12 protein-coding genes are annotated in these 12486 nt (G+C 72.5%); 8 read left to right on the top strand and 4 right to left on the bottom strand.

The genetic code is table 11. From position 1 onward, the window contains the following. Nucleotides 1-23: 23 nt before the first annotated feature. Together ACQF4J_RS11215 and ACQF4J_RS11210 are read left to right on the top strand one after the other, a co-directional pair. Nucleotides 24-572, top strand: a complete 549-nt coding sequence (locus ACQF4J_RS11215; RefSeq protein ID WP_351567587.1) for a GNAT family N-acetyltransferase — start codon at nt 24-26, stop codon at nt 570-572. Nucleotides 573-641: 69 nt separating this feature from the next. Then, complete coding sequence (locus ACQF4J_RS11210) at nt 642-2570, top strand: DUF5107 domain-containing protein (protein ID WP_427165556.1); 1929 nt, start codon at nt 642-644, stop codon at nt 2568-2570. 6 nt (nt 2571-2576) lie between these two features. Here ACQF4J_RS11210 and ACQF4J_RS11205 read toward each other — a convergent pair whose 3' ends face one another. Both ACQF4J_RS11205 and ACQF4J_RS11200 read right to left on the bottom strand, forming a co-directional pair. After that, the gene (locus ACQF4J_RS11205; RefSeq protein WP_351567593.1) at nt 2577-2924 is read right to left on the bottom strand and encodes a VOC family protein; all 348 of its coding nucleotides are present in this window, start codon (nt 2922-2924) and stop codon (nt 2577-2579) included. Nucleotides 2925-3006: 82 nt separating this feature from the next. Next, nucleotides 3007-3555, bottom strand: coding sequence for a hemerythrin domain-containing protein (locus ACQF4J_RS11200; RefSeq protein ID WP_351567596.1), 549 nt, complete (start codon nt 3553-3555; stop codon nt 3007-3009). A gap of 138 nt (nt 3556-3693) precedes the next feature. Between ACQF4J_RS11200 and ACQF4J_RS11195 the strand changes: the two genes are divergently transcribed. Further along, on the top strand, nt 3694-4212 hold the full coding sequence (locus ACQF4J_RS11195; RefSeq protein WP_427165555.1) for a phage holin family protein: 519 nt from the start codon (nt 3694-3696) through the stop codon (nt 4210-4212). A gap of 24 nt (nt 4213-4236) precedes the next feature. After that, nucleotides 4237-5256, top strand: coding sequence for an SDR family oxidoreductase (locus ACQF4J_RS11190; RefSeq protein WP_351567692.1), 1020 nt, complete (start codon nt 4237-4239; stop codon nt 5254-5256). A gap of 18 nt (nt 5257-5274) precedes the next feature. Here the strand turns inward: ACQF4J_RS11190 and ACQF4J_RS11185 are convergent, their stop codons facing one another. Together ACQF4J_RS11185 and ACQF4J_RS11180 are read right to left on the bottom strand one after the other, a co-directional pair. After that, the gene (locus ACQF4J_RS11185; protein ID WP_427165554.1) at nt 5275-6366 is read right to left on the bottom strand and encodes an enolase C-terminal domain-like protein; all 1092 of its coding nucleotides are present in this window, start codon (nt 6364-6366) and stop codon (nt 5275-5277) included. Nucleotides 6367-6376: 10 nt separating this feature from the next. Then, nucleotides 6377-7336, bottom strand: coding sequence for an LLM class F420-dependent oxidoreductase (locus ACQF4J_RS11180; RefSeq protein WP_351567605.1), 960 nt, complete (start codon nt 7334-7336; stop codon nt 6377-6379). A 146-nt stretch (nt 7337-7482) separates the two neighbouring features. On the opposite strand from ACQF4J_RS11180, the gene ACQF4J_RS11175 reads away from it, so the two are divergent. Genes ACQF4J_RS11175 through ACQF4J_RS11160 form a run of 4 tightly spaced genes read left to right on the top strand, consistent with a single transcriptional unit; the run spans nt 7483 to nt 12452 of the window. Then, nucleotides 7483-9279 carry an FAD-dependent oxidoreductase gene (locus ACQF4J_RS11175; RefSeq protein WP_427165553.1) on the top strand — a complete coding sequence of 599 codons (1797 nt, stop codon included), beginning with the start codon at nt 7483-7485 and terminating at the stop codon, nt 9277-9279. Continuing rightward, nucleotides 9276-11123, top strand: a complete 1848-nt coding sequence (locus ACQF4J_RS11170) for a transketolase (protein WP_351803152.1) — start codon at nt 9276-9278, stop codon at nt 11121-11123. The genes ACQF4J_RS11175 and ACQF4J_RS11170 overlap by 4 nt, the downstream gene beginning before the upstream one ends. Further along, the gene (ligD, locus tag ACQF4J_RS11165) at nt 11120-12052 is read left to right on the top strand and encodes a non-homologous end-joining DNA ligase (protein WP_427165552.1); all 933 of its coding nucleotides are present in this window, start codon (nt 11120-11122) and stop codon (nt 12050-12052) included. Before ACQF4J_RS11170 ends, ligD begins: the two co-directional genes overlap by 4 nt. 46 nt (nt 12053-12098) lie before the next feature. Continuing rightward, on the top strand, nt 12099-12452 hold the full coding sequence (locus ACQF4J_RS11160; RefSeq protein WP_351567621.1) for a gas vesicle protein: 354 nt from the start codon (nt 12099-12101) through the stop codon (nt 12450-12452). Nucleotides 12453-12486: the final 34 nt, after the last annotated feature.

Here is a 12486-nt window from a genome sequence, read left to right as displayed (position 1 = left end):
GCGGGCCGACGTAGGCTGGCCGGATGCCGCACACCGCTTCCCGCTATCTCGCCGAGGGGCCCCGGGTGGGGATACGTCACTTCACCTACGGGGACGGCGCCGAGTTCACCGCACGGGCCCGGCAGAGCAAGGACCTGCACCATCCGTGGCTGTACCCGCCGGACACCGCGAACGCGTACACCGCCTACGCCGGCCGGCTGATCGAGGACCCGACCAAGGCCGGGTTCCTGGTGTGCGACAAGGACGACGACGGTGCCATCGCCGGGTTCATCAACATCAACAACATCGTCGAGGGCGGCTTCCAGAGCGGCGCGCTCGGCTACGGCGCCTTCGCGCACGCCGTCGGCCGCGGACTGATGCGCGAGGGACTGCGGCTGGTGGTGGGCCACGCGTTCGGGCCGATGCGCCTGCACCGGCTGGAGATCAACGCGCAGCCGGGGAACACCGGCTCGATCGCCCTGGCCCGCTCCTGCGGCTTCCGCCTGGAGGGATTCTCCCCGAACATGCTCTTCATCGACGGGGCGTGGCGCGACCACGAGCGGTGGGCGATCACCGTCGAGATGACGGGATGACCCCTGGGGCGGCCTTTGCGCAATCCTGACCGGTAGCTCCCCTGGCCGGATCACCGGTCAGCGGCTTCCATGGTGATCGTGACGACGATCCGACGTGAGGTACTGACCATGCCGGCGGCGGAGCTGGGCCCGGACAATCCGCTGCCCCCACTGCGGCTCCCGCACGAGGTACACCGCATCGAGGACCGCGAGCGCGACGAACTGCCGCGTGACATGGCCCGTCAGGCGGGCTACGAGCCACTGCGCAGCGTGCTGCCGGTGCGGGTCCGGGACCAGTACGGGCGCTCGCGCGAGCCCCGCGCCATCGACGCCCTCGTGATCGAGAACGACCGGCTGCGCGCCACCGTCCTGCCGCGGCTCGGCGGCCGTGTCGCCTCCCTCCTGCACAAGCCGACCGGCCGCGAACTCCTGTACCGCAACCCCGTGTTCCAGCCGGCCGCCTTCGCTCTCAACGGCGCCTGGTTCTCCGGCGGCATCGAATGGAACATCGGCGCCACCGGCCACACGACCCTGTCCTGCTCACCCCTGCACGCGGCCCGCGTGGCCGCCCCCGACGGCGGCGAGATGCTCCGGCTGTGGGAGTGGGAGCGCCTGCGGGACCTCCCCTTCCAGGTCGACCTCTGGCTGCCGGACCGCTCCGACTTCCTGTACGTCGGCGTCCGCGTCCGCAACCCCCACCAGAAGCCGGTGCCGACGTACTGGTGGTCCAACATCGCCGTGCCCGAGACCCGCCGCGTCCTCGTGCCCGCCGAGGAAGCCTGGCACTTCGGCTACGAGCGCAGACTGCGGAAAGTGCCCGCGCCCACGCACCCGGAGATCGAGCAACACCCGTACGCCGCCGACTACTTCTACGACCTGCCCGAGGAACGCCGCCGCTGGATCGCCGCGCTCGACGAGGACGGGCGCGGACTGGTGCAGACCTCCACCGATGCGCTGCGCGGGCGCAAGCTCTTCATCTGGGGCCGGGCGCCCGGCGGACGCCGCTGGCAGCAGTGGCTCACCGAACCCGGCACCGACGGCTATCTGGAGATCCAGGCAGGCCTCGCCCGCACCCAGTTGGAGCACGTACGACTGGACGCGGAGAGCGAGGTGTCCTGGCTGGAGGCGTACGGTCCGCTGAACTCCCCGCGGAACGCCGACGAGGTGGACGCTCGCCTTGAAGCGGCCCTTCCGCGCGCCGACGTCGACGCCGCCCACGCCGCCTGGAAGCCGTACGCCGACACCGAACCGGTCGAGATCCTCGCCACCGGCTCCGGCTGGGGCGCCCTCGAAGTGCTGCGCGCCGACCTCAAGTTGCCCGGAACACCCTTCGACGAGAGCGCGCTCGGCGACGCCCAGGCGCCCTGGCTGCACCTCCTGCGCGCCGGATTCCTTCCCGAGCCGCGCCGGGTGCGGCCGCCCGGCGAGACGCTCGTCTCCCCGCACTGGCGGGACATGCTGGAGGCCGCGCCGGCCACCCCCCTCACCGAGTACCACCTGGGCGTAGCCCAGTGGCATGCCGGCGACCGGGCGCAGGCCGTGCGCAGTTGGGAGCGGGCACTCCAACTCGCGCCGTCCGTGTGGCCGTTGCTGCGCTGCCTCGCCGTCGCCGACCAGGCGAGTGGCAACCCCGAGCGGGCCGCCGACCGGTACGCGGAGGCCTTCGAGGACCTGTGCGCCGAGCGGCGCGACAACGGCGAGTCGTGGACGGCGGCCACGGCCGCGCTGGGCCGCGAGGCGATCGAGGCACTGCTCGCCGCGGGCCGCACCGCGCAGGCGCGCGCCGTCTGGGACCGGCTCCAGCCCGCCGTCCGGCGGCGCGGCAGGTTCCGGCTGATCGAGGCCGGGCTGCTGCTCGCGGAGGGGATGCCCGAGGAGGCGCGGGACATCTTCCGCGCCGGCTTCGAGGTCGCCGACCTGCGGGAGGGGGCGGAAACGATCGGCCGGCTGTGGGCGAGGCTGAGCGACGAACCGCTCCCGGCGCACTACGACTTCCGCATGCGGCCGCCGGAGACGTGAGGGGCGTTACGGGTTGCGGTCCGCGTACTCGTACACCGTGCCGTCCGGGTGCATCGCGATCAGGTTGCGGCCCCCCGGCGTCGGCAGCGGCCCGGCGACGATGCGGGCCCCGAGCTCGGTGAGTACCCGGTGGGCCTGGTCGAGGTCCTTCACCGCGATCGTCGCCGCCACCTTGCGCAGCACGTCCAGCTCGGCCTCGGGCCCGCTCATCAGCAGAAAGCAGCCGACGGCGGCCACCTGGACGCCCCCGCGTTCGAAGCGGAGGGCGTGGCCGCCCGCGAGGCGTTCGTAGAAGGGGACCGCGGTCTCCAGGTCGTCGACGCAGATGCGCAGCGTGGCTCCCAGAATGTCCATGCCGTCGAGCCTAGTTGGGACGGCCGGGTGAGGTGATCCGTTCCGGTGATCACCCCGCTCCCGGCCGCCCCTCGGGCGTGGGTCAGCCCATCGCCTTGCGTACGACGTCACGGGTGCGGTCGACGACGGCCGCCATCGGCCCCACCACCACGTTCTTCAGAGCGGTGTCGGTGCCCGGGTGAGGCCGGGTCGGCGCCAGCGCCTCGGCCGCCCGCACCGCGCGGGCCAGGGCCTCCAGTTTGCCGCGGTCGGCGATCCGCGCGAAGTGCGCGAACTCGTACCGTTCCTCGTTGTCGGCGTGCGCGAGGACGTCCTGGCGCAGGGCCGCGAACTCATCCAGGAACTCGGGCGAGTCCGGATCCATGTCGTCCAGCCGGGACAGGGCCTGCTTGGCCTTCTCCTCCTCCTCGATCCGGTCCTTGACGACCAGCTCACCGCCGTCGATGTTCTTGCGGGCGAAGGGGTGGACGACCTCCTCCTCGGCGGTCTCGTGCACCGCGAGGAGCCGGACGAGATCGTGGAAGTGCCTCTTCCGGTCCCCGCCCTTGGTGTTCGCCACCTCGTCGAACAGCTCTCGGATCCGGGTGTGCTGCTCCTTGAGCAGCTCCACCACGTCGGTGCGCTCCGTCATGCTGTGACTCCTGTGATGGGTTGTGTGAGGGTTTCGTCGTGCGAGCCGGGCGGGTACCCGGCGCCCCTGGGCTGACGCGCTGCTTTCCGGCCGTGACGGAGCGCGTTATGCGTACGGGTGTACGGGTACCCGGCAGTCATGGAAGGCTTGGATCATCTGGAGCATCTGGACAAGCACCTGGTCGACGAGCTGGCGCAGGTGGCGCGCGAGACCGTGCGCGACGAGCTGCGCGAACAGACTCGCAAGCAGCGCCGCAGGGCCATGCTGTACGGCGCGTCCGGCGCCGTCGCCCTCTACGCGGGAGCGGCCCTCGCCCTCGCCGTGGGTCTCGCGCTGGCGATCGCTCTGCCCGCGTGGGCGGCCGCGCTGATCACCGCGGTGATCCTGGGTGTCGTCGCCTTCGCCCTGCGCAGTGCGGCCCGTCCCTCCGCGTCCCGGCCCACTCCGGAGCACGCGGCGGAGATGGCGGGTGCCACCGAGCGCGACCGCACCCGCGGCGCCGTTCCGCCGTACCCGCCGGTGCCGCCCGTGGCGCCCGGTGGCACGGCCGGCGCGAGCGGGGCGCCCGTGGCCGGGATGCCGGCGACCGGCGTGCCCGGCACGCCGGCGCCGACGCAGGAGAACATCGACCCCGAGCGCCCGCACCACCGGGGGTGACGCGAGGTGCGCAAGCGCTTGGGAATGCGGGTACCCGGGAGCCCCAAGACCGTTGTGGTGACCGGCGCCAGCGGCGGCGTGGGCCGGGCCACGGCCGTGGCCTTCGCCGCCCGGGGTGACCGGGTCGCCCTGCTGGCCCGGGGACGTGAGGGGCTCGCCGCGGCCGCCGACGACGTGCAGCGTGCCGGCGGCGAGGCGCTGGTCGTCCCCGTGGACATGGCCGACGCCAAGGCCGTCGACGACGCGGCGCAGAAGGTCGTCGACACCTTCGGGCACATCGACGTCTGGGTCAACAACGCCTTCGCCGGGGTCTTCGCGCCGTTCACCGAGATCACCCCGGACGAGTTCAAGAGGGTGACCGAAGTGACCTACCTGGGTTACGTGTTCGGCACCAGGGCCGCCCTCCGTCACATGCTGCCGCGCGACCGCGGCACGATCGTGCAGGTCGGCTCCGCGCTGGCGTACCGCGGGATTCCGCTGCAGTCGGCGTACTGCGGGGCCAAGCACGCGATCCAGGGGTTCAACGAGTCGCTGCGCTGCGAGCTGCTGCACTCCCGCAGCGGTGTGCGTACGACGATGGTGCAGCTGCCCGCCGTCAACACCCCGCAGTTCGACTGGGTGCTCAGCCGGATGCCGGGCCAGGCCCGGCCGGTGGCTCCCGTCTACCAGCCGGAGGTCGCCGGACGGGCGATCGTGCATGCCGCCTCGCACGGCCGGCGCCGCGAGTACTGGGTGGGCGGCTCCACCGTGGCCACCCTGATCGCCAACGCGGTTGCCCCCGGTGTGCTGGACCGGTACCTGGCACGGACGGGATTCGAGGCCCAGCAGGACAAGGGCGAGCACGGCGACTCCGCCAACCTGTGGACCCCTGTGGACGGCCCGCACGGGCGGGACTTCGGGGCCCACGGGCGGTTCGACGCGGAGTCCCACGGGAGCAGCCCGCAGGACTGGCTCTCCCGCAACCGCACTCGAGCCGGCGCGGCCCTGACCGCGGGCGCCACCGTCCTGGCGGCCCGAAGGCTGACCCGCCTGGTCCGCCGCTAGTCGACCCCTGGTCCGCCGCTAGCCGATCCGGTACTGCGTCACCTCGTCGGCCAGGAGCGTCAGGCCGTGGCCCGTGCCGCCCAGCGGTCGTACCGAACCGCCCGTGGGGTCCAGGGCGCCGTCGAAGAACATGTCCTCGATGCGGACGTGGTCGTGGAACCACTCCATGTGGCGGATGTTGGGGAGCGAGGAGGCGGCCGCCGCGTGGGCATGGGGCGCGCAGTGTGTGGACACCTCCAGGCCGTGGGCCTGGGCCAGGGCGGCGGCGCGGAGGAACTCCGTGATGCCGCCGCAGCGCGTCGCGTCGATCTGCAGGCAGTCGACCGCGCCCGCCGCGATCATGCGGGCGAAGTACGGCAGGTCGTAGCCGTACTCACCGGCCGTGACGTCGCAGACCAGGGCGTCGCGGACCAGGCGCAGCCCGGTGAGGTCGTCGGAGGAGACCGGTTCCTCGAACCACCCGACGCCGTGGTCCGCGAGGGCATGGCCGACCCGGACGGCCTGCTTGCGGGTGTAGGCGCCGTTGGCGTCGACGTACAACTCCGCCTCGTCGCCGATGACATGGCGTGCGGCGCGGACCCGGGCCAGATCGCGGGGGACGGCCCGGCCCCAGCCCTCACCTATCTTGATCTTGACGCGCGGGATGTGCTGTCCGTGCACCCAGCCGTTGACCTGGGCGGCCAGATGCGTGTCGTGGTACGTCGTGAAACCGCCGCTGCCGTACACCGGGACCTCCTCCCGGCAGACGCCCAGCAGCCGGGCCAGCGGCAGTTCGAGCAGACGGGCCTTCAGATCCCACAGGGCGATGTCGAGCGCCGAGATCGCGCCCGCGGCCACGCCCGGCCGGCCCGCGTTGCGCACGGAGCGGCACATCGCGTCGTGCGTGGCGGGGATGTCGAGGGGGTCCCGGCCCTCGACCAGCGGGGCCAGCTGTCCGCGCAGGAAGTCGGCGACGGCGGGCGGACCGTACGTCCAGCCCGTGCCGGTCGCGTCGCCCGCCGACACCTCCGCGATCACCATCGTCGTCGACTCCCAGGACAGCGTGCCGTCGGCCTCCGGGGCGTCCGTGGGCACGGTGTAGACGGAGACGACGGGCCGCTGGAGCTTCATCGCCGCCCCCTCAGACCTGCTGGATCTGCGGCAGCACCTTCGTCCGGTAGAAGTCGAAGAAGCCGCGCAGGTCTGGGCCGATCTGGTTGACGTAGACCCGGTCGAAACCGGCGTCCGCGAACTGCTTCAGCTCCGCCACGTGCTCGTCGACGTCGCCGCCGCACACCCGGTTCTCGCGCACCATGTCCTCGGTGACCAGCTGCTGCGCCTGCTCGAAGTGTTTCGGGGAGGGCAGCACCTGGCTCAGTTCGCCGGGCAGCTGCTCGTTCGCCCACAGCCGGTGCACGGTCCGTACGGCCTCGTCCCGGTCGGTGTCGTAGCAGACCTTGGTGCCGCCGCTGACCGGCTTTCCGCCGCCGCCGCCCTTGCGGTACTGCTCCACCATCGACGGGTCCGGCGTCATCGTGATGTAGCCGTCGCCGACCCGGGCCGCCAGCTTGGTGGCGGCCGGTCCGAAGCCGGAGATGTCGATCGGCACGGGTTCCTCCGGCAGCGTGTACAGCCGGGCGTTCTCCACCGTGTAGTGCGGGCCGCGGTGGTTGACCTCCTCGCCGCCGAACAGCCGGCGCATGATCTGGATGGCCTCCTCCAGCATCTCCAGGCGGACGTGCGCGGGCGGCCAGTGGTCGCCGAGGATGTGCTCGTTGAGCGCCTCGCCCGAACCGAGGCCGAGCCGGAAGGCGCCGTTCGTCATCACCGCGCTGGTGGCCGCGGCCTGCGCCACCACCGCCGGGTGCATCCGCACGGTCGGGCAGGTCACCGCCGTCTCCATCGGCAGGGACACCGCCTCGGACAGCGCGCCGATCACCGACCACACGAACGGGCTCTGGCCCTGTTCGTCGTTCCACGGGTGGTAGTGGTCGGAGATCCACAACGACTGGAACCCGGCCTGCTCGGCCATCCGCGCCTGCTCGATCAGCTCCGCGGGACCGTACTGCTCGCACGAGAGGAAATAGCCGTACTCGGGCATGGGGGAGTGCCTCCGCGACGTCGGCGGTTGTGGTCCGGGTCCGGGTACCCGGGGGCCGGAGCGGCAACCGGCGCACGTTTGGCGGCCCTGACCAGGGGGACGCGGAAGTTTCCGCACGACGTACGCGACAGCGCCGGAGGCGAAACGTGGCTCGACCCCGCATCCTGATCGTCGGAGCCGGCTTCGCCGGGTACCAGACGGCCCGCACCCTGTCCCGGCTGATGCGGCACAGGGCCGAGGTCACCCTGCTGAATCCGACCGACTACTTCCTCTACCTGCCCCTGCTGCCCCAGGTCGCCGCCGGCATCCTGGAGCCGCGCCGGGTCACCGTCTCCCTCTCGGGCACCCTGCCGCACGTCCGGCTGGTCCTCGGCGAGGCCGACGCGATCGACCTCGACGGACGCACCGTGCACTACACCGGGCCGGAGGGCGACGGCGGAACCCTCACCTACGACCGGCTGGTGCTCGCGGCCGGCAGCGTCAACAAACTGCTGCCCATCCCGGGCGTCGCCGAGCACGCGCACGGCTTCCGCGGGCTGCCCGAGGCGCTGTACCTGCGCGACCACGTGACCCGGCAGGTGGAGCTGGCCGCGGCCGCGGACGACCCGGAGACCTGCGCCGCGCGCTGCACCTTCGTGGTGGTCGGCGCGGGGTACACCGGTACCGAAGTCGCCGCGCAGGGGCAGCTGTTCACCGACGCTCAGGTCCGCAAGCATCCGCTGCGGCGGGGCATGCGGCCGCGCTGGCTGCTGCTCGACATCGCGAAACGGGTCCTGCCCGAACTCGACGAACACCTCTCCCGCACCGCCGACGCCGTGCTGCGCGAGCGGGGCGTCGACGTGCGCATGGGCACCTCCGTGAAGGAGGCCACGCGCGACGGGGTCCTGCTCACCGACGGGGAGTTCGTGCCCACCCGCTCGCTGGTGTGGTGCGTGGGCGTACGGCCCGATCCGCTCGCCGAGTCCCTGGGGCTGCCCATGGAACGCGGCCGGCTGCTGGTCGATCCGCACCTGCAGGTGCCGGGCCGGCCCGAGTTGTTCGCCGCCGGGGACGCGGCCGCCGTACCCGATCTGGAGAAGCCCGGCCAGTACACCCCGATGACGGCACAGCACGCGTGGCGGCAGGGCAAGGTCGCGGGCCGCAACGTCGCCGCGTCGCTGGGCCACGGTGAGCGGCGGGCCTACAGCCACCGGGACCTGGGGTTCGTCGTCGACCTGGGCGGGGTCAAGGCCGCCGCCAATCCGCTCGGCGTCCCGCTGTCCGGCCCGATCGCGGGCGCGGTCACCCGGGGCTACCACCTCGCCGCGATGCCCGGCAACCGCGTCCGGGTCGCCGCGGACTGGCTCCTGGACGCCGTACTGCCCCGCCAGGCCGTCCAGTTGGGCCTCGTGCGCTCCTGGTCGGTACCCCTCGACACGGCCTCCCCGGAACTCGCGCGCGTGGCGGGCCGCCCGGAGGACCGATCACAGTCCCAGGCCCGCTCCGGCCCGGGCGCGGCCACGGCCGAGGACACGGAACACCCCAAAGCGAACCAGCCGGGTGGCGAGGTCGCCAAGAACCAGCCGGGTGGCGAGGTCGCCAAGAACCAGCCGGGTGGCGAGGTCGCCAAGAACCAGCCCGGCGGCGAGCCCGCCAAGAACCAGCCGGGCGGCGAGGTCGCCAAGAACCAGCCGGGCGGCGAGGTCGCCAAGAACCAGCCCGGCGGCGAGCCCGCCAAGAACCAGCCGGGTGGCGAGGTCGCCAAGAACCCGCCGGGCGGCGAGCCCGCCAAGAACCAGCCGGGTGGCGAGGTCGCCAAGAACCAGCCCGGCGGTGAGCCCGCGAAGAATAAACCCGGCCCACCGGCCGGTGGCGAGTCGGGTGGGAAGGCGCGTGATGGTGAGGGCGCGCAGGCTCCCGGATCCGTTCGCCGTTCCGACACCCCCGCGGAAGGAGACGCATGAACACCACCGAACTCACCGAGCTCGCGCAGCAGTTGAGGGTCGACAGTGTGCGGGCCGCGGCTGCCGCCGGGTCCGGGCATCCGACGTCCTCGATGTCGGCCGCGGACCTGGTGGCCGTACTGATCGCACGCCACTTCCGCTACGACTTCGACCGCCCCGCCCACCCAGGCAACGACCGCTTCGTGCTGTCCAAGGGCCACGCCTCGCCGCTGCTGTACTCCGCCTACAAGGCGGTCGGCGCCGTCGACGACGACGAACTGCTGAGCTTCCGCAAGCTCGGCAGCCGGCTCGAGGGGCATCCGACCCCGCGCAGGCTGCCGTGGGTCGAGACGGCCACCGGATCGCTCGGCCAGGGGCTCCCCGTCGGAGTCGGCATCGCGCTGTCCGGCAAGCGCCTGGAGCGCACCGGCTACCGCGTGTGGGTGCTGTGCGGGGACAGCGAGCTGGCCGAGGGGTCCGTGTGGGAGGCCGCCGAACACGCGGCCTACGAGCATCTCGACAACCTCACCGCGATCGTCGACGTGAACCGGCTGGGCCAGCGCGGACCCACCCGGCACGGGCACGACCTCGACGCCTACGCCCGCCGCTTCCAGGCGTTCGGCTGGCACACCATCGAGGTGGACGGGCACGACGTGGACGCCATCGACCGCGCTTACGGCGAGGCGGTCTCGACCGTCGGCCAGCCCACCGCGATCCTCGCCCGCACCCTCAAGGGCAAGGGCGTCCAGGCCGTCCAGGACCGCGAGGGCCTGCACGGCAAGCCGCTGCCCGACGCCGACGAGGCCATCGCCGAGCTCGGCGGACCCCGCGACATCCGCGTCCAGGTGCACGAACCGCCCGCCGCCCGGATGCTGCACGCCGTGCGCACCGGCCACACCGAGCTGCCCCGCTGGGACAAGGGGGACGAGGTCGCCACCCGCAACGCGTTCGGGGAGGCGCTGGCCGCGCTCGGCAGCGGCCGCGGTGACGTCGTGGCCCTCGACGGCGAGGTCGGCGACTCCACGCGCACCGAGGCCTTCGCCAAGGAACACGCCGAGCGCTACTTCGAGTGCTACATCGCCGAGCAGGAGATGGTCGCCGCCGCCGTCGGCCTCGCCGCCCGCGGCTGGGTGCCGTACGCCTGCACGTTCGCCGCCTTCCTGACCCGCGCCCACGACTTCGTGCGCATGGCGTCCATCAGCGGGGCCGGCATCAACCTCGTCGGCTCGCACGCGGGCGTCGCCATCGGTCAGGACGGGCCCTCCCAGATGGGTCTGGAGGACCTCGCGATGATGCGGGCCGTGCACGGCTCGACCGTGCTGTACCCCTGCGACGCCAACCAGACCGCCCAGCTCGTCGCCGCGATGGCGGGCTGCGAGGGCGTCCGGTACCTGCGCACCTCCCGCGGCGAGAGCCCCGTGATCTACGGCCCCGACGAGGAGTTCCCGATCGGCGGCAGCAAGGTGCTGCGCTCCTCCTCCGACGACCGGCTGACCCTCGTCGCGGCCGGCGTGACCGTGCACGAGGCGCTGGCCGCCGCCGACGCGCTGGAGCGCGAGGGCATCCGGGCCCGGGTCGTCGACCTGTACTCGGTCAAGCCCGTCGACCGGCTCACGCTGCGCCGGGCCGCCGAGGAGACCGGCTGTCTGGTCACCGTGGAGGACCACCACGAGGAGGGCGGCCTCGGCGACGCCGTCCTGGACGCGTTCCTCGACGGCCGGCCCGTGCCGCGGCTGGTGCGGCTCGCCGTGCGCGGCATGCCCGGCTCCGCCTCTCCCGACGAGCAGCTGCACGCGGCCGGCATCGACGCCGAGTCGATCGCGGCGGCCGGGAAGCTGCTGGTGGAGGAGGCGGTCGTGTCGTGAGCCGGGACGACGGCGGACGGACCGTGCGGTCCGGGCGCCGGACCGTGCGGGTCCACCGGGCGGACAAGGTGCTCTTCCCCGGAAGCGGCGACGCGAAGGAGTACACCAAGGGCGACCTCGTCGACTACTACCGGTCGGCCGCCCCGTTCATGCTGCCTCACCTGCGCGGCCGTCCGCTGATGCTGGAGCGACACCCGGACGGCCTCGACGGCCCGCGCTTCATGCAGAAGAACACCCCAGAGAACTACCCGGACTGGATCACGCGGGTCGAGCTGGCCAAGGAGGGCGGCACCGTCTGCCACACCGTGTGCGACGACGTGGCCACCCTCGTGTACCTGGCCGACCAGGCCGCTGTCACCCTGCACCGCTGGCTGTCCCGGGTGGGAGGGGTGAACCGGCCCGACCGGATGGTGTTCGACCTGGACCCGGCAAGTGACGACTTCGCGGCGGTGCGGGAGGCGGCCCGGTGGCTGGGTGAGCTCCTCGACGAGCTCAAGCTGCCCTCCGCCCTGATGACCACCGGCTCGCGCGGCCTGCACGTCGTGGTGCCGGTCGACGGCCGGCACGACTTCGACGAGGTCCGTGAGTTCGCCCGGGACGTCGCCGACGCGCTCGTCGAGGCCCACCCCGACCGGCTCACCACCGCCGCCCGCAAGAAGGACCGCGGCGACCGGCTCTACCTCGACGTGGGCCGCAACGCCTACGCGCAGACCGCGGTCGCCCCCCTCACCGTCCGCGCCCTGCCCGGGGCGCCGGTGGCCACCCCCCTGGAGTGGGCCCAGCTGGACGACCCGGGCTTGCACGCGCGCCGTTGGACGATCGCCGACGCGGTGGAACAGGTCCGCGGCGACCCGTGGGCCGGCCTCATGAGCAAAAAACGCGCTCTCGGGCCCGCCCGTCGCAGGCTGGACGCCTTGCGGGGCGCATGAATGTTTGGCGGCTGATATTGCGGCCACCCGGAGACAAGAGGTGGCCATGTCTGACACAAAAAACTCACAAGAATCCCAGAATTCACAGAAGTCACAGAATTCGGACAAAGAGAATGGTGGGACGAGTAAGCGGTCGAACCCGATGGAGGTGCTGCGCCAGGCGCGCACCCAGCTCGCTGAGCTGACGGGCATGACCGCCGAGAGCGTCTCGTCCTTCGAGCAGACCGACGACGGCTGGTCTCTTGAGATCGAGGTTCTGGAGCTGACCCGGGTGCCGGACACGATGAGCCTGATGGCGAGCTATCAGGTCGACCTCGACCCCGACGGTCAACTGACCGGATACCGCCGCGTCCGCCGTTACGAACGCGGGCGGGCCGATGCACGGCCCGGCGGCCGTTAGGTCGCCGACCCGCTCACATACATTCCCGAAACCA

The sequence above is a fragment of the Streptomyces sp. C1-1 genome (genome assembly GCF_050214755.1).
Lineage (GTDB): Bacteria > Actinomycetota > Actinomycetes > Streptomycetales > Streptomycetaceae > Streptomyces.
This window is presented reverse-complemented; position numbering and strand designations above follow the sequence as displayed.